We start from the raw sequence: 24,116 nt of genomic DNA on the forward strand, positions 1-24,116 counted from the left end.
CGCGTACGCTGGACCCATGCCGCTGCCACCGTTGCCCGCCACCGCTGTGACCGTCGGAGCCCACGCGGCCGACTGGCGCGACGCGGTCGAGCTCGCGGGGGAGGCGCTGGCGCGCTCCGGCGCGACGGAGGAGTCGTACGGCGCGCGGATGATCCAGGTGATCGAGGAATTCGGCGCGTACATCGTGATCGCACCCGGCCTCGCCCTGGCGCACGCGCGGCCGGGGCCGGACGTGGTCCGCGACGGGCTGTCCGTGGTCACGCTCGACGAGCCGGTGGTGTTCGGCCACCCGCACAACGACCCGGTGTCCGTCGTGATCGGCCTCGCGGTGACGTCGCCGGAGGGACACGTTTCCAGCGTCGCCGAGCTGGCGAACGTCTTCAACGACCCGGACGCGATCCCGGCGCTGGCCGCCGCGGGCGACGTCGCGGAGGTGCAGCGCATCCTCACGCTCAGCGAAGAGGAAGCCGCGCGGTGATGGGTACGACGCTGTGAAGATCGTCGCGATCTGCGGGGCAGGGATCGGCACCTCCGGCATCCTCAAAGTCAACGCCGAGCGCGTGCTCGACCGCCTCGGCCTCGACGCCGACGTGACTGCGGCCGACATCGCGAGCGTGGCCTCCGCGTCGAGCGACGCGCAGATCATCCTCACGTCGCCGGAGCTGGTCGACCGCATCGGGCCGACCAACGCCGACGTGATCGTGGTGCAGAACTACTTCGACCTCGACGAGCTGGAGCAGAAGCTCGACGAAGCGCTGGGCTGACCCACGCATTCGTCACGAATGTCGACGATCGCGGCGCGAAAGTCGACATTCGTGACGAAAGGGCGGCCGCCTATTCCGTGAGCGCGCGCATCGCGGTGGCGAGGGCGGCTACGCGTGCCGTCGCGGTGGCGCGGCGCGCCGCCACGTCTCCCTCGTCGCTGGACGCGTCGATGTAGATCTTCAGCTTCGGCTCGGTGCCGCTGGGGCGGACCATGACGCGCGAGCCGTCCGCGAGGACGATGCGCAGCACGTCGCTCGGCGGGAGCGCGCCGAAGCCGTCGCGGAGGTCGTCGATGTGGTCGACGGCGACCTCGCCGAGGCTGCTCGGCGGGGTCGAGCGCAGCGCGGCCATGATCTCGCCGATGCGGGACAGGTCGGTGACCCGGATCGAGATCTGGTCGCTGGCGAAGTAGCCGAAACGCTCCGCGAACGCGTCCAGGTGGTCCGCGATCGTCCGGCCGGAGGCGGCGAGCTCGTTCGCGAGGTCGAGGAACGCCGTCGCGGCCGAGATGCCGTCCTTGTCGCGGATGGTCTGCGGGTTGACGAGGTAGCCGAGCGCCTCCTCGAAGCCGTAGATCAGGCCGGGGGCGCGGGACACCCACTTGAACCCGGTGAGGGTGTCGGCGAAGTCGAGGTGGTAGGCGGCGGCGACGGCCGCCAGGGCCGGCGACGAGACGATCGAGCAGGCGAGGGCGCCGAAGGCGGCCCCGGCGGTCGACGTGCGCTCGGCGAGGTCCGCGGCGCGCCAGCCGAGCAGGGCGCCGACCTCGTTGCCGCTCAAGCGGCGGAAGCCGTCGGCCGAATCGTCCGGGATGGCGACGGCCAGCCGGTCGGCGTCCGGGTCGTTCGCGATGATCAGGTCCACGCCTGCCGCGCGTCCGGTCGCGTAGGACAGGTCCATCGCTCCCGGTTCCTCGGGGTTCGGGAACGACACGGTCGGGAAGGTCGGGTCGGGGTCGCGCTGCTCGGTCACCACGACGGGCGTGGAGAAGCCGACACGCTCGAACACGGCCTCCGCCGTGCGCCAGCCGACGCCGTGCATGGCGGTATACGCGAACGTGACGGCGGCGCGCGGGGCGGTCGTGGTCGCGACGGCGGCGGTGGCCTCGATGTAGGCGGCCTCCACATCGCCCGACGCGATCTCGAACTGCTCCGAGCGCGGGAGGTCGTCGATGTCGCCGCGCGCGACCTCCAGGATGCGCGCCTCGATCTCCGCGTCCGTGGGCGAGACGATCTGCGAACCGTGGTTCTCGCCGCCCAAGTACACCTTGTAGCCGTTGTCCCGCGGCGGGTTGTGGCTCGCCGTGACCATGACGCCTGCACTGACGCCGAGGTGCCGCACGGCGAACGCCAGCACCGGGGTCGGCAGCAGCCGGGGGAGCAGGACGGCGCGCACACCGGCGCCCGCCATCAGTTCGGCGGTGTCGCGGGCGAAGACGTCGGAGTTCTTGCGGCCGTCGTACCCGATCACCACAGAGGGCTGCTCACCCTCGGCGTGCGCCAGCAGCCAGTGCGCGAACCCGGCCGCCGCCTGGGAGACCAGCACGCGGTTCATCCGGTTGGGTCCGGCCGCGATCTCGCCGCGGAGGCCGGCGGTGCCGAACTCCAGCCGGGTGTCGAAGCGCGCGTGGAGGTCGTCGACGGCCTCCGCAGAGCCCGCCTCGGCGGCCACGATCAGCGAGTCCAGCTCGGCGCGGGTCTCCGGGTCGGGGTCCTGCGCGAGCCAGGCGCGTGCGTCCTCGAGGAGCCGAGGCGTGTCCTGTGGGGTCACAGTGCCTCCACGATCCGGGCCAGCAGGGCGCTGATCACCGGCTCGGCCTCCCGGCCGGCCTCGATGACCTCCTGGTGGCTGAGCGGGGTCTTCTGGATGCCCGCGGCGAGGTTGGTGACCAGCGACATGCCGAGGATCTCCATGCCTGCCTGGCGGGCGGCGATGGCCTCCAGCGCGGTCGACATGCCGACGATGTGGCCGCCGATCGCCTTGGCCATCTGCACCTCGGCCGGGGTCTCGTAGTGCGGCCCGCGGAACTGCGTGTACACGCCTTCGTCGAGGCTCGGGTCGATGCTCTTCGCGAGCTCGCGCAGTCTCGTCGAGTAGAGGTCGGTGAGGTCGATGAAGGTGGCGCCCTCCAGCGGGGAGTCCGCCGTCAGGTTGATGTGGTCGCTGATCAGGACGGGCGTGCCCGGCTTCCAGTGCTCCTTGATGCCGCCCGCGCCGTTGGTGAGGACCATCGTGGTCGCGCCGGCGGCCGCGGCGGTGCGGACGCTGTGCACGACCCGGCGGACGCCGTGGCCTTCGTAGTAGTGGGTGCGCGCGCCGATGACGAGCGCGTGCTTGCCGTTCGCGAGGCGGAGCGAGCGCAGGGTGCCGGCGTGGCCCTCCAGCGCGGGCTTGCTGAAGCCGAGGATCTCGTGGGCCGGGATGACGGCGACGGTCTCGCCGATCAGGTCGGCGGCCTTGCCCCAGCCGCTGCCGAGGGTGAGGGCGATGTCGTGCTTCTCGACGCCGGTCTTCTCGGCGAGCTGGCGCGCCGCTTCCCTGGCGACCTCGAACGGGTCGGTCGAGGGGTCGTCGAGCGGGTTCTGGGTGGTTTCGAGCATGAGCCAACTCTACTGAGCGGCACCCCGCGGTACAGCGTCGGCGGGGGTGCGCATCCGTGTACCGGGATACGGAAGAATAAGGGGCATGGCCTATGAATTCGAGCGCAAGCAGCGCATCGCCGTCCTCGGCGGAGGACCCGGCGGTTACGAGGCGGCGCTCGCCGGCGCGCAGCTCGGCGCGGACGTCACGATCGTCGAGCGCTCGGGAGTCGGAGGCTCGGCGGTCATCACCGACGTCGTGCCCTCCAAGAGCCTCATCGCGACCGCAGAGGCGACCAACTCGATCGCGGAGGCGACCGACCTCGGCGTGCAGTTCTTCTCGCGCGGCGAGGGCGGCAAGCCCGTCCGCCCGGAGATCGCGGTCAACCTCGCCGCGGTCAACAAGCGCCTGATGGGCCTCGCCCGCCAGCAGTCCGAGGACATGCGCGCCGAGCTCGTCCGCTCCGGCGTGCGCATCATCACCGGCGAAGGCCGCCTCGACGGCGACGGCGCGATCATCGTCTCGACCGGCACGGGCGACTCCGGCACCGACTTCGACCGGGTGGAGGCCGACACGATCGTGATCGCGGTCGGCGCGAGCCCGCGCATCCTGTCCTCCGCCGTGCCGGACGGGGAGCGGATCCTCACCTGGACCCAGCTCTACGACCTCTCGACGGTTCCCGAGCACCTGATCGTGGTCGGCTCGGGCGTCACCGGCGCGGAGTTCGCGTCCGCGTACACCGCGCTCGGCTCGAAGGTCACGCTCATCTCGTCGCGCGACCAGGTCCTCCCCGGCGAGGACGCCGACGCCGCGAGCGTCATCGAGAACGTCTTCCGGCGCAACGGCATGCAGGTGCTGTCCAAGTCGCGCGCCGAGTCGGTGGTCCGCACCGAGAACGGCGTCGTGGCGACGCTGACCGACGGCCGCACCGTGGAGGGCAGCCACTGTCTGATGGCGGTCGGCTCGATCCCGAACACCGCAGGCATCGGCCTGGAGGAGGCCGGAGTCCAGCTCACGCCGTCCGGCCACATCCGGGTCAACAGGGTCGCGCGCACCTCCATCCCGAACATCTACGCGGCCGGGGACTGCTCCGACCTGCTGCCGCTGGCCTCCGTCGCCTCCATGCAGGGGCGCACCGCCGTCTTCCACGCGATGGGCGACGCGGTGAACCCGATCGAGCTGCGCAATGTGACGTCCAACATCTTCACCCAGCCGGAGATCGCGACGGTCGGCTGGAACCAGAAGCAGATCGAGGACGGCATCGCGCAGGGCGACATCTACAAGCTCCCGCTGAAGTCCAACCCGCGCGCCAAGATGCTGGGCATCCGCGACGGCTTCGTGAAGCTGTTCGCGCGGACCGGTTCGGGTACTGTGATCGGCGGCGTGATCGTCGCGCCGCGGGCCTCCGAGCTGATCTTCCCGCTCGCGCTCGCGGTGGAGCACCGGTTGACGGTGGACCAGGTGGCGAGAGCGTTCACGGTGTACCCGTCGCTCTCCGGATCGATCTCGGACGCCGCGCGGGCGATGCACATCGTGCTCTAGGCGGGAGGCCGAGGCGTGGAGGAGGTCCTGGTCGTCGGCGTCCTCGCCGTGCTGATCATCGCGGCCGCCGCCGTCTACGGGCAGCGCTTCGGGGTGGCCTCGCCGCTCATCCTCGTCGTCGTCGGCATCCTGGTCTCCTTCCTGCCGTTCGTGCCGGTGCTGGAGGTGCAGCCCGAGTGGATCATCGCGGGCGTGCTGCCGCCGCTGCTCTACTCGGCGTCGGTGTCGATGCCGTCGATGAACTTCCGGCGGGAGTTCGGCGCGATCGGCGGCCTCTCCGTGGTGCTCGTGATCGTGAGCTCCGTCCTGCTCGGGATCTTCTTCGCCTGGGTCATCCCGGGCCTGGGGCTGGGGTGGGGCGTAGCGCTCGGCGCGATCGTGAGCCCGACCGACGCGGTCGCGACCGGGATCGTCAAGCGTGCAGGGGTCTCGCCGCGCGTCGTCGCCATCCTGGAGGGCGAGAGCCTGCTCAACGACGCCACCGCGCTGGTGCTGCTGCGGGCGGCGATCGCGGCCGCGGCGGTGGCCTCGTTCACCCTCGGCGCCGTGACCCTGTCGTTCCTCTACTCGGTGGTCGTCGCCGTCGTGTTCGGATGGATCGTCGGTCGAGTGAACCTGATCGTGCGGGCGCGGGTGAAGGACGCGACGGTCAACACCGTGCTCTCGTTCACGGTGCCGTTCCTGGCCTCCATCCCGGCCGAGGCGCTGGGCGCGTCCGGGCTCGTCGCCGCGGTGGTCGCCGGCCTGATCACCGGCAGCCGCGCGCCGCGGGTGCTGTCGCCGGAGCATCGGCTGTCCGACACCCAGAACTGGCGGACGGTCGAGCTCGTGCTGGAGGGCATGATCTTCCTGACGATGGGGCTGGAGCTGTTCGGCATCGTCCAGAAGGTGCAGAACGACCACTCCGGCGTGCTGCCGGCGATCGGCATCGCGGCGGCCGCGCTGCTGCTCACGCTGCTCGTGCGGGCCGCGTTCGTGGCGCCGCTGCTGGCGTTGCTGGCGCGGCGAGGGCGCCGGCGCGAGCGGATGCGGCCGGCGCTGACCAAGCTGCAGGAGCGCCTGGAGGACCCGGAGGCCGCGCGGCGGCTGCTGGAGCAGGGGCCGCCTCCGCCCGATGCGATGCCCGCGCTGCCGGAGGGAGTCGACCCGGCGGACGACCCGGAGGGGCACGCGGACGTGCTGGCTGCCGACCCCGTCGCCGCGCACGCGGAGGTGGCGAAGGTGGCGGGAGTCCAGGAGGCCGCGGGTGCCACGCGCGACCGGCTCGCGACGCCCTCGGGCTGGCGCGGCCGGCTGATCCGGCGGCAGCGCCAGCGGCAGCGGGCCTGGACGGTCGAGAACATCACGCGGTTCGGTACGCGCCTTCGGCGGGTGCTGGCCGACATCGACTACTTCACGGGGACGCCGCTCGGCTGGCGCGAGGGCTCCATCGTGGTCTGGGCCGGGATGCGCGGAGCGGTCACCGTCGCGGCCGCGCAGAGCCTCCCGTCGAACACGCCGGGCCGCTCGGTGCTCGTGCTCATCGCCTTCCTGGTCGCGGCGGGCTCGCTGCTGCTGCAGGGCGGGACGCTCGGTCTGGCGCTGCGCCTGGTGAAGCCGACGGCCTCCGACCCTCAGGCCGAGAAGGAGGAGCGCGGGAGGCTGCTGGAGCTGCTGCACGAGGCGGGGCAGGCGGTGCCGATGCCGGAGACCACGGAGCGGACTCCAGAGGCGTTCAAACAGCACAAGACCGCGCGGCTCAAGCGCATCCGGGCCCAGCGCGACGCGCTGCTCGACGCCCGCGACGACGGCACCTTCAGCGCCGACGTGCTCGCCGGCGCCCTCAGCAACCTCGACGCCGACGAGATCAGCATCGACCTGAAGGGCGACCCCACCGAGGCTACCGGCTGACCGTGCCCGGGGCGCCGCGGAAATACAAGCGTTGCCGAGGCTTCCGTGCCGGTTCTACGCTGTGGTTCGCCGCCGACCGGATCGGGCCGGACGACGGGAGCAGAGGGGGCGCTCCATGTTTTCCGTCTCGACAGGCAAGATCGACATCACGCCGAGTGCCGGCTATCCGATGGCCGGCTACGGCGTGGACTCGCCGCGCCTCGCCACGGGCACCAACCGGGCGCTCTACGCGCGCTGCACCATCCTCTACGACGGCGCCGTGCCGCACGTGCTGGTGACCGTCGACGTCCTGGGCTTCCGGAGGGACACGCACCAGCAGATCCGCACGGCGGTCACCGGGCTGGGCATCCCGCCGGAGGACTTCGTGCTGACTGCCACCCACACGCACAACGGCCCGGTGCTCAGCGAGGGCCTGGACCCGTTCATCGCCTACGACCTCCAGAACCTCACGTCGGTGGACACCTACACGACGTGGCTCGTCGCGACCATCACGACGCTCGTCGCCCAGACGAAGGCAGCGCCTGGCACGCCGTGCACGCTCGACTACTTCGTGCTCGACGAGGACTTCTCGTTCAACCGGGAGGGGCTCCCGTACGTCGAGCGCGACGTGCCGTGCCTCGTCGCGCGCGCGGGCGACGGCACGCCGCGCGCCGTGCTGTTCGGGTACGGCGCGCACCCTGTCGCGGGCGGTATCCAGACCCTCTTCGACCCGGACTACCCGGGCCCGGCGATCGACGCGATCGAGGCCCAGTGGCCGGGCTGCCTCGCCCAGTTCATGACGGGGCCGGCCGGCGACCAGAACCCGACCTCGACAGCGGGGTTCGCCGATGTGGACACGTTCGGGGACGACCTCGGCGCCACCGTGGTGAACGCGATCGCGCAGCAGGGACGGGCGCTGACCGGGCCGATGACCTCCTGCTACGGCGAGGTGACGCTCCCGCTCGACGTGACGCTGACCCTGGCCAACGTGGCGGCCGTCCGCGCGGAGTACGCGGCGCGCAGCGCGAACGCGGCGGTCGTCGGCTATGAGCGCCGGCACGCCCTCCGGATGACCCAGCTCATCGACGCGACGCCGCTCGCGAACCTGGAGCAGACGGTGCCGCTGCCCGTCCAGCGCTGGACCATCGGCGGGGACGAGCCGCTCGTCCTGCTGTTCTGCGGTGGTGAGGTCGTCTCCGGGTTCGCCGTCGACATCCGCCAGGAGAACGGCGGCTCGGCCGGGGTCTGGTTCCTGGCGTACTCGAACGAGATCCCCGGGTACATCCCGAGCGACGAGCTGCTGCAATCGGCGACGTACGCGGGAGGCTACGACCCGGACTTCCCAGGCATCGCCGCCGAGTCGATGGCCGTCTACGACCACTGGGCGCACTTCCTGCGCGGCGCCCCCGGCACCGACGGAGTCGAACAGGTCTTCCTCGCCCACCTCCGCAACCTCATGTCCACCCCCTAACCCGCCGCCCACTCGCCCGGCCCCTGCAGCCAACGGAGGACATCTACCCCTCCCGCCCCCCGATCTCCTCCGCTGACTGCCATTCCCGGGCGTGTCGAGGTGGATGTCCTCCCCTCACAACCGCGACCTCGCGAGCAGTTCTCCACAGATTCCGGCTGGCCCGCGGTCCGTGCCTCGAGGAGCCACAGGGTGGAGGCATGAGTTGGCAGAGGGTGCTCCGTGAACGGGGCGGAGCGGTGACACGGCAGGAGCTGCGGAAGGCAGGAGTCGGCGATCGGGTGCTGACGGCGGCGGTGGAGGAAGGACGTCTGATCCGGCCGCGCCGCGGTGTCTACGCGCTTCCGGGGCTGCCCGCCGAGGGTCGAGCGGCCCTGGCGGGAGGTGGGAGGTTGTCGTGCGTGTCCGCCGCGCGGAGCTACGGACTGTGGGGAGGCCAGGACGGGCGGCTCCATCTCCGCGTGCACCCGCATGCCGGTCGCACGGCCGACGACGCGGTGCGTCATTGGGAGGCGCACGACGACGACGCCGACCTGTGGCGGGTGTCGCTGGCGGACTGTCTGCGCTCGGTGGTCGACTGCGCGGACGAGGAGACCGCCGTCGCCGTCCTCGACACCGCGCTCGCGGCGCGCCTGGTGACCATGCTCGGGCTGCGGGGCATGTTCGCGCAGAGCCCCGCGGCTGCCCGCGCGGTGGCGGCGTGTGCGCGCCCGGGCTCGGACTCCGGCGTGGAGTCCATCCTCCGCCAGCGGCTGACCGCGCGCGGGCACGTCGTCGAACAGCAGGTCGCCGTCCCGGGCGTGGGGCGCGTGGACGCTCGCGTTGACGGTGTGCTGTACGTCGAGATCGACGGCTTCGCGTTCCACCGCAACAGGGAGGCGTTCGAGCGGGACCGGACGCGCGACACCGCACTCGCGCTCCTCGGGCGCGGCGGCTGCGATTCCCTGCGCGGGATGTGCTCGCCGACGCGGATGTGGTCGTTTCCATGATCGAGGCCGTGTTGGCAACGGAGGAGATCAGGGCGTGAAGCACCCCGAAAGGCAGCTGACGGAGGAGATCGGGGCCCGAGGTGGGGGGATCTCCTCCGTTACTAGCAGAGGGGAGGGGGCCGGATCAGACGATGTTGAGGAGGAGGTGGCCGGAGGAGACGGTGTCGCCGACGGTGGCGTTGATGCCGGCGATGGTGCCGTCCTTGTGGGCGGTGAGGGACTGCTCCATCTTCATGGCCTCCAGCACCAGCACCAGGTCGCCCTTGACGACCTCGTCGCCATCGGCGACTGCGACCTTCACGACGGTGGCCTGCATCGGCGCGGTCACCGAGTCGCCGGTCGCGGTGTCCACCGCGTGCGCGCCGGAGCGGCGGCGCGGGGCGGGAGCCGCGGCCTCCGCCGGGCCGCCGCCGGTGAGCAGGCGCGCGGGCAGCGACACCTCGATGCGCTTGCCCTCGACCTCGACCACGACGTTGCTGCGGCGCTCCGCGGGGGTCTCGCCCAGCTCGCCCGACCACGGCTCGACGCCGCCCGCCCACTCGGTCTCGATCCAGCGGGTGTAGATCGAGAACGGCTCGCCGTCCTGCGGGGCGAAGGCCGGGTCGCGCACGATCGCGCGGTGGAAGGGCAGCACGGTCGGCAGGCCGGCGACCTCGAACTCGTCCAGGGCGCGGCGGGACCGCTCCAGTGCCTCCTCGCGGTTGGCGCCGGTCACGATGAGCTTGGCGAGCATGGAGTCGAACGCGCCGGAGATGACGTCGCCCGCCTGGATGCCGCTGTCCACGCGGACACCGGGGCCGCCCGGCGCCTTGAAGACGTGCACGGGGGCCGGGGGAGGGGATGAAGTTGCGGCCGGCGTCCTCGCCGTTGATGCGGAACTCGAAGGAGTGGCCGCGCGGCGTCGGGTCGGCGTAGTCGAGCTCGCCGCCCTCGGCGAGGCGGAACTGCTCGCGCACGAGGTCGATGCCGGTGACCTCCTCGGAGACCGGGTGCTCGACCTGGAGACGGGTGTTGACCTCCAGGAAGGACACCGTGCCGTCCTTGCCGATCAGGAACTCGCAGGTGCCTGCGCCCTGGTAGCCGACCTCCTTGAGGATGGCCTTGGATGCGCTGTAGAGCTTGTCGAGCTGCTCCGGCGTGAGGAACGGTGCGGGCGCCTCCTCCACCAGCTTCTGGTGGCGGCGCTGCAGCGAGCAGTCGCGGGTGGAGACCACGACGACGTTGCCGTAGGCGTCCGCGAGGCACTGCGTCTCGACGTGGCGCGGCTGGTCGAGGTACTTCTCCACGAAGCACTCGCCGCGACCGAACGCGGCGATGGCCTCGCGGGTGGCGGAGTCGAAGAGCTCGGCGACCTCGTCGCGGGTGCGGGCGACCTTGAGGCCGCGACCGCCGCCGCCGAACGCCGCCTTGATGGCGACCGGGAGGCCGTACTGGTCCACGAAGTCGAGCACCTCGGCCGCGTCGGCGACCGGGTTGAGGGTGCCGGGGGCGAGCGGCGCGCCGACCTTCTCGGCGACGTGGCGGGCCGACACCTTGTCGCCGAGGCGCTCGATGGCCTCCGGGGACGGGCCGATCCAGGTCAGGCCGGCCGCGATGACCGCGCGGGCGAAGTCGGCGTTCTCGGCCAGGAAGCCGTAGCCGGGGTGGACTGCGTCGGAGCCGGAGCGGCGCGCGACCGAGAGGATCTTGTCGATGACCAGGTAGGTCTCGGCGCTGGTCGTGCCCTCGAGGGCGTACGCCTCGTCGGCGAGCCGCACGTGGAGGGCGTCGCGATCCTGGTCGGCGTAGACGGCGACGGAGCCGATCCCGCTGTCTTTCGCAGCACGGATGACGCGGACGGCGATCTCGCCGCGGTTGGCGATGAGGACCTTCGAGATACGGGGCACAATTCCCTAGCCTATGCCGGGAGCACGACCAGCTTTTGGACGATCCCCACAAAAATGCATGGACGGAGCTTCAGAGAGTCGACAAATGACAGTGACGTCGAGACGTGACAGCGGATCCGGGATCACGCCCGGTTCCACAGCTCCGTCCACTCGACGCCCAGCCGGCGTACCAGGTCGCGCAGCGTCGAGAGCGACAGCCCGACGACGGTGCTCGGGTCGCCCTCGACGCGGGTGATGAACGGGCCGCCGAGGCTGTCGATGGTGAACGCGCCTGCGACCTCCAGCGGCTCGCCGCTCGCCACGTACGCGTCGATCTCGGCGTCGGAGACGTCGGCGAAGGTGACAGCGGCGACCGCCGCCGCACCGACCGCGCCGTTCTCGCGCCCGTCGCGGTGGTCGATCAGCCAGTGCCCCGAATGGAGCATTCCGGTGCGGCCGCGCTGCTGCAGCCAGCGCTCGCGCGCGACCTCCGGGAGGTGCGGCTTGCCGTGGATGTGCCCGTCGATCGCGAACGCGGAGTCGCCGCCGAGGATCAGGCCGTCGATCGGCTCGCCGTCGAGCGTGCCACGCACGGCCTCCGCTTTGAGCCGCGCGAGCAGCTGCACCATCGCCTGCGGCGACAGCGGTCCGTGCTCGGCCTCCGCCGCCGCGACGGCCGCCGGCTCGTCCACGTGCGAGGGCACCACGATCGGTTCGACGCCGGCGGCGCGCAGCAGCGCGAGGCGGGCGGGGGAGGTGGAGGCGAGGTAGAGGCGCATGGTCACCTGTGGGATGCTCGAAGGATGCCCCAGAAGGACGAGGTCGAACTCGACATTATCAACGTCGCGCACGGCGGCGTGTTCGTCGCCCGCCACGAGGGCCGCGTGGTCTTCGTGCCCGACACCATCCCCGGGGAGCGGGTCCGCGCGCGGATCGCCGACCAGGCGCACGACCGGTTCTGGCGTGCTGAGCTGCTGGAGGTCGTTGAGCCCGCGGCCGAGCGGCAGGAGCACGTCTGGGGCGCGGCGTCCGTCGAGCGCGCGCCGGAGCAGCGGGCGGGCGGCGCGGAGTTCGGCCACATCCGGCTCGACCACCAGCGCGAGCTCAAGCGGCGCGTGATCGTGGACGCCCTCCAGCGCACGGCGAAGCTCGACGCCGCCGCCATCGAGGCGCTCGGCGCGGGCTCCGGCCCCGTCGTGGAGGCCGTGGCGGGCGAGACCGAGGACGGCACCGGGTGGCGCACGCGCGTCAGGCTCCAGGTCGGCGAGGACGGCGCGATCGGGCCGTACGCCGCCCGCAGCCACACCATCGTCCCGGTCTCCGACCTCCCGCTGGCGACGGCGGCCGTCGAGGAGTCGACCCCGTTCGGCCAGCGCTTCCCGGGCGCGGAGTCCGTCGACGTCGTCGCGACCGGCAGCGGCGCGACCCACGTGCTGGTCAACGACCTCCCCGAGCGGCGCGGCAAGCGGCTGGTCCGGCCGCGCCGCCGCCCGGTGCCGATCCGCGAGCGGGTGGGCGAGCGGGAGTTCCGGCTCGACGCGCGCGGCTTCTGGCAGGTGCACCGTCAGGCCGCGGCGACGCTCACGGAGGCCGTCCGCTCCGCGGTGGACGAGGCGCTGTTCGACCCGCGCGCGGCGAACCTCGACCTCTACGGCGGTGTCGGCCTCCTCGCCGCGGCGCTGGGCGACCGGTTCGGCTCCACGCTGCGCATCACCTCGGTGGAGGCCGACGAGGCCGCGACCGACGACGCCGCGGAGAACCTGGCCGAGTGGGTCGGCGCGAGTGCCGTGACCGCCCGGGTGGAGCGCTTCGTCTCCGGACTGGCCGCGGAGGCCACCGCGGCCGAGCGGGCCCGGCTGCGTGCGGCCACCGTCGTGCTCGATCCGCCGCGTTCGGGCGCCGGCCGGGAGGTCGTCGAGGCCGTCGCCGCGATGCGCCCGGCCCAGATCGTCTACGTCGCATGCGACCCCGTCGCGCTGGCGCGCGACGTCGCCTACTTCGCCGAGCGCGGCTACCCGCTGCGCACGCTGCGGGCCTTCGACCTGTTCCCGAACACCCACCATGTGGAGGCCGTCGCCACGCTGACTCCGTGATCGGCCGGAATACCTGCACCCGCGCACTACGATGGTCAGCATGGTGCGAGTGGCAATCGTCGACGATCACGAGTCCGTGCGGCTCGGGCTCAAAGCGGCCTGTCAGGACGCGGGCTACGAAGTCGTGGTCACCGCGGCGACGGTCGACGACTTCGTGCAGCAGCTCGGCACGCAGGAGTGCGATGTCGTCGTCCTCGACCTGTCGCTCGGCGACGGCTCCAAGGTGACCGACAACGTCAAGGGCGCGCAGGCGACCGGCGCCGCCGTGCTCGTCCACAGCATCGCCGACCGGGTCGCGAGCGTGCGCGAGGCGCTCGCCGCTGGCGCCGCAGGCGTCATCCCCAAGTCCTCGCCGACGACGACCGTCATGAACGCGATCGAGACGGTCGCGCGCGGCGACGTGCTCAACAACCTGGAGTGGGCCACCGCGATCGACGCCGACAGCGACTTCGCCAAGGCCCAGCTCGGCCGCCGGGAGCGCGACGTGCTCCACCTCTACGCGTCCGGCCTGCCGCTCAAGGCGGTCGCCGCCCAGCTCGGCATCGCCAACTCGACGGCGCGCGAGTACCTCGACCGCATCCGCGTGAAGTACGTGGAAGTCGGCCGTCCGGCCCCGACGAAGGTGGACCTCCTGCGTCGCGCAGTCGAGGACGGCATCCTGCCCGGGCTCGACCCCGACACGGGCAATGAGCGCGCCTAGCGTTCCGCGCTCTGCCGCCGGAGCACCCCGCGAGTCGGCCAAGCCGCGCAACCCGCTCAGCAGAGCCAGGATCGAACGGATCTCCGACCGCACCGTGTCGGCGTTCGGCCTCGTCTTCGGGCTGCAGACCTTCCCCACGGCGCTCGGGCAGCTCGGCGCCCTGCGCAGTCCGTGGGGCCTCATCGTCCTGGTGGTGGTCTTCGGCGGCCTCGCGCTGACGGTGCTGCTGGCGATCTTCGCGCAGCGCGTCGTGAAGGTCACGATGGGCGTGCTGTCGGTCGTGTACTTCGCCGCGATCGTCACCTGGCCGCTGCTGGCGGCCGACCCGAAGGCGTTCACGTCGGACAAGCCGTGGGTCTGGTTCCTCTGCTCGGTCTTCACCGCGTTCGCCGCCGTCGCCTACCCGCTGTGGCTGGCCATCGCCTACACGATCATCACGCCGCTCGCGTACGGCGTCGTCCGCGCGCTGCCCGCGGGCGGGGGAGTCGGCGCGGAACTGGCCGGCCTGGACGCGGTCTACGCGATCATCCTCGGCGGCGTCATCCTCGCCATCATCGCGATGATGCGGCAGGCGGCGACCGCCGTTGACGTCGCGCAGAGCCAGGCGCTCGCCAAGTACGGCAACGCGGTGCGCCAGCACGCGACCGAGGTGGAGCGCGTCCAGGTCGACGCGATCGTGCACGACAGCGTGCTCACCACCCTGCTGTCGGCCGCGAGCGCCCGCACGCAGGAGCAGAAGGATCTCGCGGCGCGGATGGCCGCCGACGCGATCGGCCACCTGCACGCCGCGGAGGCGTCCGGTCCGGAGGACCAGACGCAGGTCGGCGTCGAGCAGCTCTCCGACCGGCTGGTGACGGCCGCGCGGGCGTTCTCGTCGCCGTTCGAGGTGGACGCGCGCGACCACGACGAGCTGCACACCCTCCCGGTCAACGTCGCGGAGGCCGTGTACTCGGCGGCCGTGCAGGCGATGGTCAACAGCATGCAGCACGCCGGCGGCGACGAGGTGCGGCGCAGCGTCGTCGTCCGCGGCGGCGAGCACGGCGCGGCGGTGAGCGTGACGGTGACCGACGACGGCCGCGGTTTCGACGCCGCAGAGGTCCCCGCCGAGCGGCTGGGCCTGCGGGTGAGCATCCGCGAGCGGCTGGCGAAGGTCGGCGGCCGCGCGAACGTCGTCTCGGCGCCGGGCGAGGGCACGACGGTCAGCATCGTCTGGCCTGCGGGCGAGCGCGGCTCGGTCGTGGAGCGCGAGCAGGAGGCCGCCGGATGATCACCCTCAACCGCGTGCTGTTCCTCGGCCTGGGCGCGCTCTTCTCGGCCTACCACCTGTTCCTCGGGCTGTCGTCGCTGTCGATCCCGGGCTCACCGGGCCCCGCGGTCGTCGCGATGGCGCTGTACGCGGTCGCGACCGTGATGAGCCTGTGGCCGACCAGCCCGACCAAGATGCCGCTGTGGCTCGCGTCGTTCGACCTCGCCGTGTGCGTGGTCATCCCGATCCTGGTCACCAGCGAGCTGAACCCGGCGAAGGACAACGGCTACGCGACCTGGTACGTGGCGGCGGTGGGCACGCTGATGACGATCGCGGCCGTGCGCCGCCAGCAGTTCGTGGCGTGGGTCGGCGTCGGCTTCCTGGCCGTGCAGACGGTGGTCTGGGCCGGACCCGGCGCGCTCGCCGGGCTGGGCGTCATCGGCTCGGTCGTCTGGGTCGGCGTCGCCGTCGTGATCTCCGGCTCGCTCGCCAAGGCCGGCCGCGACGCCCTTCAGTTCGCCCGGGCCGAGCGGGAGGCGACCGAGTGGCAGGCCGCGCAGGAGGCGCACGTCATGGAGCGTCAGCTCCGGCTGCGGCAGACCTACCGTGTGGCCGCTCCGATGCTCGCCGAGATCGTGCGCCGCGGCGGCGACCTCACCGAGGCCGAGCGGCGCGAGTGCCGCTACCTGGAGGGCGCCATCCGCGACGAGATCCGCGGCCGCCGCCTCCTCAACGACGATGTGCGCCGGGAGGTCATGGACGCCCGCCGGCGCGGCGTGGTCGTGAGCCTGCTCGACGAGGGCGGCATCGACGACCTGGACCAGTCCGGGCTGGAGGCCGTGCTGCGCCGGCTCGCGGACGCCATCCGCGGCACGACGACGGACAAGCTGATCGTGCGGACGGTGCCGCGGTCGTCCAAGACCGCCGTGACGGTGGTGGGCCTGCGGATGTCCGACGACGGCGCCGCCAACGCCCTGGGCGCTGACTCGGAGGACGACGAGGTCGACCTCTGGCTGGAGATCCCCCGCCCCCTCGCCGTCGCCACCCCCTGACCCGCGCCTACCCGTTCATCGAGGGGCACGTTGTTGTCACTTCTGGCGCCCAGAAGTGACAACAACGTGCCCTTCGGTGGCTGTTAAAAGGGGAAAGGGGCCGACACCCGAATTTGTCGGCCCCTTTTCAAACCCCGAGTCAGGACGACAACCCGAATATCGTCCTGACTCGCCCCCAAAGCACTCGCCCGCTTACCCTAGTCGGCGAGTGATTGGCGGTGTAACTCACGAGGAGAGACACCTAGCAATAACAATATTGTCGCCCCGGCCGATAAATACATAGTCGTCATTTTGGGGGACCCCAGGGGGACACTTTCCGGGGTGCCGCCGAACCCGCGTGGCGGATTGCCGCCTGTCCCGCATGTGGGGGACATCCCGGTCGGGGTACAAAACCGGTTTCGGGGTACGCGCGCCCGGGGGATCAGGCGCAGCTTCAGCCCGAGAAGGACCGCCACACGCCGGGACCGGGCGTGAGCGGTTTCCGGAGGCCGCGCTGCGTGCGCTGCCAGCCGTCGGGGCCGTGCTCCGGCCGGGCGTCCCGTGCCGCGGCAGCGGCTTCCGCCGCAGCCGTCGCGAGCACGGCGGTGACGGCCGCGATCTCCTCGGGGGTCACGCCCGTGGTGAGGAATCGCAGCTGCGACGGGTCGAGCGGGGACGGGCCGTCCGGCGCCTGGTGCCTCCCGGTCACAGCGGGATGTTCCCGTGCTTCTTCGCCGGCAGCGACGCCCGCTTGGTGCGCAGCGCCCGCAGCGCCTTGATGACCGAGATCCGCGTGGCGGACGGCTGGATCACGCCGTCCAGCTCGCCGCGCTCGGCCGCGAGGAACGGGCTGGCGACGTTGTAGGTGTACTCGCTGGCCAGGCGGGCGCGCACGGCGGCGACGTCCTCGCCGGCCTCCTCCGCGCGCTTGATCTCGCCGCGGTACAGGATGTTGACCGCGCCCTGGCCGCCCATGACCGCGATCTCGGCCGTCGGCCAGGCGAGGTTCATGTCGGCGCCGAGCTGCTTGGAGCCCATGACGATGTACGCGCCGCCGTAGGCCTTGCGGGTGATGATCGTCACCAGCGGCACGGTGGCCTCCGCATACGCGTACAGCAGCTTCGCGCCGCGCCGGATGACGCCGGTCCACTCCTGGTCGGTGCCGGGCAGGTAGCCGGGCACATCGACCAGGGTGAGGATCGGGATGCTGAACGCGTCGCAGAACCGCACGAAGCGCGACGCCTTCTCGCCCGCGTCGATGTTGAGCGTGCCCGCCATCGCGCTGGGCTGGTTGGCGACGATGCCGACCGAGCGGCCCTCCACGCGGGCGAAGCCGATCACGATGTTCGGGGCGAACAGCGGCTGGATCTCCAGGAACTCGCCGTCGTCGACGATCCCCTCGATGATCGTGGTCACGTCGTACGGCTGGTTGGGGGAGTCCGGGATGATCGTGTCGAGCCGGCGGTCGGCGTCCGTGATCTCCAGCTCGGGCTCCGCCTCGAACACCGGCAGCTCGGCCAGGTTGTTCTGCGGCAGGTAGCTGAGCAGGGCGCGCGCGTAGTCGAGCGCGTCCTCCTCGTCGCTGGCGAGGTAGTGCGAGACGCCGGAGATCTTGTTGTGGGTGAGCGCGCCGCCCAGCTCCTCGAAGCCGACGTCCTCGCCGGTGACGGTCTTGATCACGTCGGGGCCGGTGACGAACATGTGGCTCGACTTGTCGACCATGATCACGAAGTCGGTGAGGGCCGGGGAGTACACCGCGCCACCGGCCGCCGGGCCCATCACGATGGAGATCTGCGGGATGACGCCGGAGGCGGCGGTGTTGCGGCGGAAGATCTCGCCGTACTTGCCGAGCGCGACGACGCCCTCCTGGATGCGCGCGCCGCCGGAGTCGAGGATGCCGATCATCGGCACACCGGTCTTGAGCGCGTGGTCCATGACCTTGATGATCTTCTCGCCGGCGACCTCGCCGAGGCTGCCGCCGAAGATGGTGAAGTCCTGGCTGAAGACCGCGACGTTGCGGCCGTGGATGGTGCCGACGCCGGTGACCACCGCGTCGCCGTAGGGCCGCTTGGCCTCCATGCCGAACGCGTGGGTGCGGTGGCGGACGAACTCGTCGAACTCCACGAAGGATCCGTGGTCGAGCAGCAGGTCGATGCGCTCGCGTGCGGTCAGCTTGCCCTTCGCGTGCTGCTTCTCAATCGCGGCCTCGCCGCTCGCGGTCACGGCCTCGTGGAACCGCTCCTTGAGGTCGGCGAGCTTGCCGGCGGTCGTGAAGGGATCGGGGGTCTGACGTGCTTCGGTGTCGGTCACGCCGTTCACTCTACCTGCCAGCCGAAGAGCGATGCCGTCTACGGATTCCTACAAATCCGAGGCCGTTCGCTGGCAGAATTGAGCAATGAGCTTCCGTCGCAGCCGGGCTGTGGTCCCCGTCCTCGAGGTGCTGCCGGAGGCGGCGTCCACCAACGACGTGCTGCAGGCGCGCGCGGGCGATCTGCCCGACCTGGCCGTCGTGGTCACCGACAACCAGACGGGAGGCCGCGGCCGGCTCGGCCGGGTCTGGGTGTCGCCTCCTGGCAAGGCGCTGGCCATCTCGGTGCTGCTGCGCCCGGAGGGCCTCGCCCCGGAGGCGCTCGGCTGGTTCCCACTGCTCGCCGGGGTCGCGATGAGCCGCGCGCTCTCGGGCTTCACCAGCAGGGAGGTCGCGGTCAAGTGGCCGAACGACGTGCTGATCGACGAGGCCAAGGTGTGCGGCATCCTGTCGGAGCTGCTGCCGGGCATGGACGGTGTGATCGTGGGCGCCGGCGTGAACCTGACGCTGGAGCGCGACGAGCTGCCGACCCCGACCTCCACCTCGCTCGCCCTGGCCGGGGCGAAGGACGTCGACCCTGACGCCGTGCTGGCCGCGTACCTCACGCAGCTCAGCGTGCTCTACCGCGAGTTCGTGGCCGCGGGCGGCGACCCGGTGCGCAGCGCACTGCGCGACGAGGTCGTGGAGGCCTGCCACACCATCGGCCGCTCGGTGCGGGTCGAGCTCCCCGGCGGCGAGGTGCTGCTCGGCACCGCGACGTCGATCGACGAGTCCGGCCGGCTGATCGTGGACTCGGATGACGGTCCGACGGCGGTGGCGGCGGGCGACGTGACGCACCTGCGGTATTAATGGGATACATGAGCAACACGCCGGAGGGTACGCCCGCGCCACCTCCCGAGCGGGTCATCGCCCGCCTGAGGTCGAACGCGCGCGCGATGTTCTGGCCGAGCCTCGCCCTGATCGCCGCGGCCGGCGGCGTCGGCTTCTTCGCCGGACGGATCTCCGAGGTGTGGGAGGTCGTGCTGCTGTGGAGCGCGGCGGCCGCCGTCGTCCTCCTGCTGTTCCTGCTCCCGCTCGCCGTCTGGCTGAGCCGGCGGTACACGATCACGACGCGCCGGCTCATCATCCGGCACGGCTTCTTCGTGCGGGTGCGCCAGGAGCTGCTGCACAGCCGCGGCTACGACGTCGCGGTGCGGCGCACCTGGCTGCAGAGCATGTTCCGCTCGGGCGATGTGCGCATCAACTCCGGGCTGGACCACCCCGTGGTGCTGCGGGACGTGCCGAAGGCCGATCAGGTGCAGCGCGCGCTGAGCGAGCTGATGGAGCGCACGCAGACGGTCGTCGCGGTGCGCCGCCAGCAGTCGGAGTCAGTCTCCGACGAGACCACTGTCTGGGGTACGCGCTAGCGTCGAGCCCGTCGTGTTGGCCGGCTCCGGCGCGGAGACGACGGTCGTGGTCGTCTTCTCGGCCTTCGCGCTCACGCGTGCGGCACGGGCCGGGGAGAACACCCACCAGCGGTAGAGCGCGAAGCGGAACAGCATCCCGACCGCGAGGCCGACGACGTTCGCCGAGATGTTGTCGGCGACAGGGCCCACCATGCCGAGCAGGTAGTGCGACACCCATACGCAGAGCAGCGGGATGCCGGTGCCGGTGACGAGGCTGACCGCGAAGAACTCGACGCCCTCGCGTGCGGCGTTGTCCTGACGCTGGCCGGAGAACGCCCAGTAGCGGTTGCCGATCCAGTTCGTCAGGATGGCGATGACCGTCGCGATGATCGTCGCGTAGATCGTCCGGTGCTCAACGTTGCGCAGCACGATCAGCAGCATCACGTTGAACACGACGAGGTTGACGCCGAAGCCGACGGCGCCTACCGCGCCGAACTTGATCAGCTGCGGGAGGAAGCGCGCCGTGCGGTGCGCTGTGGTCGTCTCGGTCGTCATGCTCCAGCCTGGCTATGCGGGAAGATAGGAAGTGCGTTCGCCACATTACGCGGCCCGGGTGTCCGGTATCTGGGAGTTGCCCGCGCACCGTGTGAAGAGTATCGAGGAGAGACATCGGAGATGGCCAGGAACAAGGTCGGTGTGATCGGCGGCGGACAGCTGGCCCGGATGATGATCCCTCCCGCGGTGGAGCTCGGCATCGACATCCGCGTGCTGGAGGAGGCCGAGGGGATGAGCGCCGACCTGGCGGCGACCGGGGTGGGCGACTACCGCGACCTCGACACGGTGCTCGCGTTCGCCGAGACGGTCGACGTCGTGACCTTCGACCACGAGCACGTGCCTCCGGCGATCCTGCGTGAGCTGGTCGGCCGCGGCATCCCGGTGCACCCCGGCCCCGACGCGCTGCTCTACGCGCAGGACAAGCTGCAGATGCGCGCCAAGCTCAGCGAGCTGGGCCTCCCGGTGCCGGACTGGGCCGCGGTGGAGTCCGCCGACGAACTCAGTGCGTTCCTCGCCGACCACGGCGGCCGTGCGGTCGTGAAGACGGCGCGCGGCGGCTACGACGGCAAGGGCGTGCGCGTGGTGTCGGAGGCCTCCGGCGCGGACGACTGGTTCCTCGCGCTCGCCGAGGACGGTCGCGGCGGCGCGCTACTGGTCGAGGAGCTGGTGGACTTCCGCCGCGAGCTGGCGCAGCTGGTCGCGCGTCGCCCGTCGGGCGAGATCGCCGCCTGGCCGGTCGTGGAGACGGTGCAGCGCGACGGCGTCTGCGCCGAGGTGATCGCTCCCGCGCCCGGCTCGGTCGGCCGCCTGGCGCAGGTCTCCGCCGAGATCGCCCGCGACGTCGCCGAGGGTCTCGGCGTCACCGGGGTGCTCGCGGTGGAGATGTTCGAGACGACCGACGGCCGGGTATTGATCAACGAGCTGGCCATGCGCCCGCACAACAGCGGCCACTGGTCGATCGAGGGCGCGGTCACGGGCCAGTTCGAGCAGCACCTGCGCGCGGTCCTCGACCTCCCGCTCGGCTCGACCGCGCCGCGCGAGGAGTGGTCGGTGATGGTCAACATCCTGGGCGGCCCCGCCGAGGGCACGCTGCAGGACCGCTACCCCGCGGCGCTGGCGGCGCACCCCGAGGCGAAGTTCCACGGCTACGGCAAGGCCCCGCGGCCGGGCCGCAAGGTCGGGCACGTCACCGTGGGCGGCGACGACCTGGACGACGTCGTCTACCGGGCGCGGGCGGCGGCGGCCTTCTTCGAAGGGTGAGCCTGCCGGTCTCGGGGCGCTAGAGCCACGGCCACGCAGATCAGACCGGCGGCGAGGGGCATCCCGAAACTCAGCCAGACCTTGGTGAGCGGCCAGAGCAGCATGATCAGCGCGCTGGCCTGGTCCGGAGGAGCAGCGGCGGTCACGCTGTCGCCGACGAAGGCGAGCATGATGCCGATGACCGCGATCGCAGCACCCGTCAGTCCGATCCGCGTCGAACGGCGTCGGAGGCTCACGACGCCGCATGTTCGGCTTGGCCCCGGCAATAGGACGAGATCATGGGTGCTGCCTCCGTTATCCGTGTTTCGATGTCCGTGGGTGAAGGGTTCGAACCGAGCGCGTCGATGACCGAGGCGATGAGGGATTCCGCTCCGGGACAGACGAGCTCCATCGCGCTGAACTGGTCCGCGAACTCGGCCGGGTCCAGCGCCGTGCTCCGTTCCGAACTTGTTCATAGCCTTGCTCCATTCCATCGCGTCATCGCGATTGCTTAAATGTAGCAACAGACATGTCAAGTATCGAACGGCCTCCTCGAGGGAGGCCCGCGCGCCTTACCTGCCCGCCCCGCACCCCGCCCCTATCCTGGGTCGCATGCCCGCACAGTCTCAGCCCGTCGTGTCCGTGATCATGGGCTCCGACTCGGACTGGTCCGTGATGGAGGAGGCCTCGAAGGTGCTCACCGAGTTCGGTGTGGCGCACGAGGTCGAGGTCGTCTCCGCGCACCGCACTCCCGAGAAGATGATCGCCTTCGGCAAGGAGGCGGCCGGCCGCGGCGTGCGCGTCATCATCGCCGGAGCCGGCGGGGCCGCGCACCTGCCCGGGATGATCGCGGCCGTCACCACCCTCCCCGTCGTCGGCGTGCCGGTTCCGCTCGCGCGTCTGGACGGGCTCGACTCGCTGCTGTCGATCGTGCAGATGCCCGCGGGCGTCCCCGTCGCGACCGTCTCCATCGGCGGCGCCCGCAACGCCGGGCTGCTGGCCGTCAAGATCCTCGCCACCTCCGACCCCGAGCTGTCTGCCGCTCTTGCGCGCTTCGCCGCCGACCTCGAGGCGAGCGTGGAGGAGAAGAACCGGGCGCTGCAGTCGCGGCTATGAGCTCGCGGACCCCGCTGCGGAACCCCGACGCCTCGTCGCCGGGGGAGATGACCGCGCGCGGATGGTGGCTGGTCGGCCTCAACATCCTGCTGCCAGGCACGCCCCAGCTCGTCGCGGGCAACCGCGCCCTCGGGCGCGTGGGGATCTACGCGACCCTGACGCTGTGGCTGCTCGGGCTCGTGGCGCTGATCCTGGCGATCGCGTCGCCGTCGTCGCTGTACACGTTCGCGACCCAGGCGGCGAGTCTCACCGTCGTCCAGATCCTGCTCATCGCGTACGCCGTGCTGTGGGTGGTGCTCACCCTCGACACCCTGCGGCTCGTCCGGCTGGTCAAGGCGCGGGCGAGGATGCGCGGCTGGATCGCGGCGTTCTCCGTGCTGGTGCTGGTCGGGCTGGCCGGCACCGCGGCCTACGGCTCCGCGGTCGCGGGCTCGGCGCGCGGCGCGCTCGGCGACATCTTCGCCGACAGCGCCCCCGTCGCGCCGGTGGACGGCCGCTACAACATCATGCTGCTCGGCGGCGACGCCGGACCCGACCGGCAGGGGCTGCGCCCGGACAGCATGTCCATCGTCAGCATCGACGCGAGCACGGGCAAGGCCGTCACGATCGGCCTGCCGCGCGACCTCAACCCCGTGCCGTTCTCCGCGACGTCGCCGATGCGGACCGTCTACCCGGACGGCTACGGCTACCACGACAAGTGCGACGTCGACGTCTGCCAGCTCAACTCCATCTACACCGAGGTCGAGCTCTACAAGCCGGACCTGTACCCGAACGCGAAGAAGCAGCAGAGCGATCCGGGGATCGAGGCGATGCGCGACGCGCTGGAGGGCGCGACCGGGCTGACCATCCAGTACTACGTGCTCATCGACATGCAGGGCTTCGCCGACCTGATCGACGCGCTCGGCGGGGTCGACATCACCGTGACGGAGAAGGTGCCGATCGGCGGCGACGAGAACCTCAACGGCGTCGTGGAGTGGATCCAGCCCGGCCAGCACCACATGGACGGCTACCACGCCCAGTGGTACGCGCGGGCACGGCACGGCACGAGCGACTACGACCGGATGGCGCGCCAGCGGCAGCTGCAGGACGCGATCCTCAAGCAGTTCAATCCGCTCAACGTCGTCACCAAGTTCCAGGACATCGCCCACGCCGGCGCGCAGGTGATGAAGACCGACATCCCGCAGTCGATGCTCGGCTACTTCGTCGACCTCGGCATGAAGACGCGCGCGCAGCCGGTCGACAAGCTGGAGCTCGTGCCTCCTGCGATCGACCCGACGAAGCCGGACTACACGCAGATCCACCAGCTCGTGAAGACGGCGCTGACGCCCTCGACCGCCACGCCCGCACCGTCCGGGCACTGAGCCG

22 protein-coding genes and 1 pseudogene are annotated in these 24,116 nt (G+C 71.4%); 15 read left to right on the forward strand and 8 right to left on the reverse strand.

Annotated elements, in window-relative coordinates; all coding sequences use genetic code 11:
- Positions 1 to 16 precede the first annotated feature (16 nt).
- Together ABH923_RS16715 and ABH923_RS16720 are read left to right on the forward strand one after the other, a co-directional pair.
- The gene (locus ABH923_RS16715; protein ID WP_370056518.1) at positions 17 to 478 is read left to right on the forward strand and encodes a PTS sugar transporter subunit IIA; all 462 of its coding nucleotides are present in this window, start codon (positions 17 to 19) and stop codon (positions 476 to 478) included.
- Between the two features lie 13 nt (positions 479 to 491).
- On the forward strand, positions 492 to 764 hold the full coding sequence (locus ABH923_RS16720) for a PTS sugar transporter subunit IIB (protein WP_370056519.1): 273 nt from the start codon (positions 492 to 494) through the stop codon (positions 762 to 764).
- A gap of 70 nt (positions 765 to 834) precedes the next feature.
- Here the strand turns inward: ABH923_RS16720 and ABH923_RS16725 are convergent, their stop codons facing one another.
- Together ABH923_RS16725 and ABH923_RS16730 are read right to left on the reverse strand one after the other, a co-directional pair.
- Entirely contained in the window at positions 835 to 2,535 is a 1,701-nt protein-coding gene (locus ABH923_RS16725) for a phospho-sugar mutase (protein WP_370056520.1), read from the reverse strand.
- Complete coding sequence (locus tag ABH923_RS16730) at positions 2,532 to 3,365, reverse strand: purine-nucleoside phosphorylase (protein ID WP_370056521.1); 834 nt, start codon at positions 3,363 to 3,365, stop codon at positions 2,532 to 2,534. Before ABH923_RS16730 ends, ABH923_RS16725 begins: the two co-directional genes overlap by 4 nt.
- A gap of 85 nt (positions 3,366 to 3,450) precedes the next feature.
- On the opposite strand from ABH923_RS16730, the gene ABH923_RS16735 reads away from it, so the two are divergent.
- The 4 genes from ABH923_RS16735 (at position 3,451) to ABH923_RS16750 (ending at position 9,213) form a co-directional block, all read left to right on the forward strand.
- The gene (locus ABH923_RS16735) at positions 3,451 to 4,887 is read left to right on the forward strand and encodes an NAD(P)H-quinone dehydrogenase (RefSeq protein ID WP_370056522.1); all 1,437 of its coding nucleotides are present in this window, start codon (positions 3,451 to 3,453) and stop codon (positions 4,885 to 4,887) included.
- Positions 4,888 to 4,902: 15 nt separating this feature from the next.
- The gene (locus ABH923_RS16740; protein WP_370056523.1) at positions 4,903 to 6,777 is read left to right on the forward strand and encodes a cation:proton antiporter; all 1,875 of its coding nucleotides are present in this window, start codon (positions 4,903 to 4,905) and stop codon (positions 6,775 to 6,777) included.
- A gap of 115 nt (positions 6,778 to 6,892) precedes the next feature.
- A complete protein-coding gene (locus ABH923_RS16745; protein ID WP_370056524.1) occupies positions 6,893 to 8,227 on the forward strand; it encodes a hypothetical protein in 1,335 nt (444 codons plus the stop codon).
- Positions 8,228 to 8,424: 197 nt separating this feature from the next.
- Positions 8,425 to 9,213: a type IV toxin-antitoxin system AbiEi family antitoxin domain-containing protein gene (locus ABH923_RS16750; protein WP_370056525.1), complete on the forward strand. Its 789-nt coding sequence runs from the start codon at positions 8,425 to 8,427 to the stop codon at positions 9,211 to 9,213.
- A 124-nt stretch (positions 9,214 to 9,337) separates the two neighbouring features.
- Here the strand turns inward: ABH923_RS16750 and ABH923_RS16755 are convergent.
- Positions 9,338 to 11,099, reverse strand: a pseudogene (locus ABH923_RS16755) (biotin carboxylase N-terminal domain-containing protein).
- A gap of 122 nt (positions 11,100 to 11,221) precedes the next feature.
- The gene (locus tag ABH923_RS16760; protein ID WP_370057383.1) at positions 11,222 to 11,857 is read right to left on the reverse strand and encodes a nucleoside triphosphate pyrophosphatase; all 636 of its coding nucleotides are present in this window, start codon (positions 11,855 to 11,857) and stop codon (positions 11,222 to 11,224) included.
- A gap of 24 nt (positions 11,858 to 11,881) precedes the next feature.
- Between ABH923_RS16760 and ABH923_RS16765 the strand changes: the two genes are divergently transcribed.
- The 4 genes from ABH923_RS16765 to ABH923_RS16780 are packed head-to-tail and all read left to right on the forward strand — an operon-like array spanning position 11,882 to position 16,169.
- Positions 11,882 to 13,171, forward strand: coding sequence for a class I SAM-dependent RNA methyltransferase (locus ABH923_RS16765; protein WP_370056527.1), 1,290 nt, complete (start codon positions 11,882 to 11,884; stop codon positions 13,169 to 13,171).
- Positions 13,172 to 13,211: 40 nt separating this feature from the next.
- Positions 13,212 to 13,871 carry a response regulator gene (locus ABH923_RS16770; protein ID WP_370056528.1) on the forward strand — a complete coding sequence of 220 codons (660 nt, stop codon included), beginning with the start codon at positions 13,212 to 13,214 and terminating at the stop codon, positions 13,869 to 13,871.
- Positions 13,858 to 15,138: an ATP-binding protein gene (locus ABH923_RS16775; RefSeq protein WP_370056530.1), complete on the forward strand. Its 1,281-nt coding sequence runs from the start codon at positions 13,858 to 13,860 to the stop codon at positions 15,136 to 15,138. Before ABH923_RS16770 ends, ABH923_RS16775 begins: the two co-directional genes overlap by 14 nt.
- Positions 15,135 to 16,169 carry a hypothetical protein gene (locus tag ABH923_RS16780; protein ID WP_370056531.1) on the forward strand — a complete coding sequence of 345 codons (1,035 nt, stop codon included), beginning with the start codon at positions 15,135 to 15,137 and terminating at the stop codon, positions 16,167 to 16,169. Before ABH923_RS16775 ends, ABH923_RS16780 begins: the two co-directional genes overlap by 4 nt.
- Positions 16,170 to 16,602: 433 nt before the next feature.
- On the opposite strand, the gene ABH923_RS16785 is transcribed toward ABH923_RS16780, so the two are convergent.
- Complete coding sequence (locus tag ABH923_RS16785) at positions 16,603 to 16,857, reverse strand: acyl-CoA carboxylase epsilon subunit (RefSeq protein ID WP_370056532.1); 255 nt, start codon at positions 16,855 to 16,857, stop codon at positions 16,603 to 16,605.
- Positions 16,854 to 18,467 carry an acyl-CoA carboxylase subunit beta gene (locus ABH923_RS16790; protein ID WP_370056533.1) on the reverse strand — a complete coding sequence of 538 codons (1,614 nt, stop codon included), beginning with the start codon at positions 18,465 to 18,467 and terminating at the stop codon, positions 16,854 to 16,856. The genes ABH923_RS16785 and ABH923_RS16790 overlap by 4 nt, the downstream gene beginning before the upstream one ends.
- A 76-nt stretch (positions 18,468 to 18,543) precedes the next feature.
- Between ABH923_RS16790 and ABH923_RS16795 the strand changes: the two genes are divergently transcribed.
- Together ABH923_RS16795 and ABH923_RS16800 are read left to right on the forward strand one after the other, a co-directional pair.
- Positions 18,544 to 19,305, forward strand: coding sequence for a biotin--[acetyl-CoA-carboxylase] ligase (locus ABH923_RS16795; protein ID WP_370056534.1), 762 nt, complete (start codon positions 18,544 to 18,546; stop codon positions 19,303 to 19,305).
- A gap of 8 nt (positions 19,306 to 19,313) precedes the next feature.
- Positions 19,314 to 19,862, forward strand: a complete 549-nt coding sequence (locus ABH923_RS16800; RefSeq protein WP_370056535.1) for a PH domain-containing protein — start codon at positions 19,314 to 19,316, stop codon at positions 19,860 to 19,862.
- Here ABH923_RS16800 and ABH923_RS16805 read toward each other — a convergent pair.
- Positions 19,824 to 20,396 carry a GtrA family protein gene (locus ABH923_RS16805; protein ID WP_370056536.1) on the reverse strand — a complete coding sequence of 191 codons (573 nt, stop codon included), beginning with the start codon at positions 20,394 to 20,396 and terminating at the stop codon, positions 19,824 to 19,826. The genes ABH923_RS16800 and ABH923_RS16805 overlap by 39 nt on opposite strands.
- Positions 20,397 to 20,516: 120 nt before the next feature.
- Here ABH923_RS16805 and ABH923_RS16810 point away from each other — a divergent pair, with 120 nt between their 5' ends.
- Positions 20,517 to 21,656 (forward strand): 5-(carboxyamino)imidazole ribonucleotide synthase, encoded by a 1,140-nt coding sequence (locus ABH923_RS16810; protein ID WP_370056537.1) that lies wholly within the window; start codon positions 20,517 to 20,519, stop codon positions 21,654 to 21,656.
- On the opposite strand, the gene ABH923_RS16815 is transcribed toward ABH923_RS16810, so the two are convergent.
- Positions 21,617 to 21,892 carry a hypothetical protein gene (locus tag ABH923_RS16815; protein ID WP_370056538.1) on the reverse strand — a complete coding sequence of 92 codons (276 nt, stop codon included), beginning with the start codon at positions 21,890 to 21,892 and terminating at the stop codon, positions 21,617 to 21,619. The genes ABH923_RS16810 and ABH923_RS16815 overlap by 40 nt on opposite strands.
- Before the next feature lie 355 nt (positions 21,893 to 22,247).
- Between ABH923_RS16815 and purE the strand changes: the two genes are divergently transcribed.
- Both purE and ABH923_RS16825 read left to right on the forward strand, forming a co-directional pair.
- On the forward strand, positions 22,248 to 22,751 hold the full coding sequence (purE, locus tag ABH923_RS16820; protein WP_345836766.1) for a 5-(carboxyamino)imidazole ribonucleotide mutase: 504 nt from the start codon (positions 22,248 to 22,250) through the stop codon (positions 22,749 to 22,751).
- Positions 22,748 to 24,112, forward strand: coding sequence for an LCP family protein (locus ABH923_RS16825; protein ID WP_370056539.1), 1,365 nt, complete (start codon positions 22,748 to 22,750; stop codon positions 24,110 to 24,112). Before purE ends, ABH923_RS16825 begins: the two co-directional genes overlap by 4 nt.
- Positions 24,113 to 24,116 lie beyond the last annotated feature (4 nt).

Origin of the sequence: Leifsonia sp. EB41 (assembly GCF_041262565.1) — a bacterium.
In the GTDB taxonomy this organism is placed as follows: Bacteria; Actinomycetota; Actinomycetes; order Actinomycetales; family Microbacteriaceae; genus Leifsonia.

Bases quoted from the DNA above. Each gene is read 5' to 3' on its own strand.
- ABH923_RS16715 (WP_370056518.1), top strand. From the start codon at position 17: ATGCCGCTGCCACCGTTGCCCGCCACCGCTGTGACCGTCGGAGCCCAC.
- ABH923_RS16730 (WP_370056521.1), bottom strand. From the start codon at position 3,365: ATGCTCGAAACCACCCAGAACCCGCTCGACGACCCCTCGACCGACCCG.
- ABH923_RS16735 (WP_370056522.1), top strand. From the start codon at position 3,451: ATGGCCTATGAATTCGAGCGCAAGCAGCGCATCGCCGTCCTCGGCGGA.
- ABH923_RS16745 (WP_370056524.1), top strand. From the start codon at position 6,893: ATGTTTTCCGTCTCGACAGGCAAGATCGACATCACGCCGAGTGCCGGC.
- ABH923_RS16750 (WP_370056525.1), top strand. From the start codon at position 8,425: ATGAGTTGGCAGAGGGTGCTCCGTGAACGGGGCGGAGCGGTGACACGG.
- ABH923_RS16760 (WP_370057383.1), bottom strand. From the start codon at position 11,857: ATGCGCCTCTACCTCGCCTCCACCTCCCCCGCCCGCCTCGCGCTGCTG.
- ABH923_RS16765 (WP_370056527.1), top strand. From the start codon at position 11,882: ATGCCCCAGAAGGACGAGGTCGAACTCGACATTATCAACGTCGCGCAC.
- ABH923_RS16770 (WP_370056528.1), top strand. From the start codon at position 13,212: ATGGTGCGAGTGGCAATCGTCGACGATCACGAGTCCGTGCGGCTCGGG.
- ABH923_RS16775 (WP_370056530.1), top strand. From the start codon at position 13,858: ATGAGCGCGCCTAGCGTTCCGCGCTCTGCCGCCGGAGCACCCCGCGAG.
- ABH923_RS16780 (WP_370056531.1), top strand. From the start codon at position 15,135: ATGATCACCCTCAACCGCGTGCTGTTCCTCGGCCTGGGCGCGCTCTTC.
- ABH923_RS16795 (WP_370056534.1), top strand. From the start codon at position 18,544: ATGAGCTTCCGTCGCAGCCGGGCTGTGGTCCCCGTCCTCGAGGTGCTG.
- ABH923_RS16800 (WP_370056535.1), top strand. From the start codon at position 19,314: ATGAGCAACACGCCGGAGGGTACGCCCGCGCCACCTCCCGAGCGGGTC.
- ABH923_RS16805 (WP_370056536.1), bottom strand. From the start codon at position 20,396: ATGACGACCGAGACGACCACAGCGCACCGCACGGCGCGCTTCCTCCCG.
- ABH923_RS16810 (WP_370056537.1), top strand. From the start codon at position 20,517: ATGGCCAGGAACAAGGTCGGTGTGATCGGCGGCGGACAGCTGGCCCGG.
- purE (WP_345836766.1), top strand. From the start codon at position 22,248: ATGCCCGCACAGTCTCAGCCCGTCGTGTCCGTGATCATGGGCTCCGAC.
- ABH923_RS16825 (WP_370056539.1), top strand. From the start codon at position 22,748: ATGAGCTCGCGGACCCCGCTGCGGAACCCCGACGCCTCGTCGCCGGGG.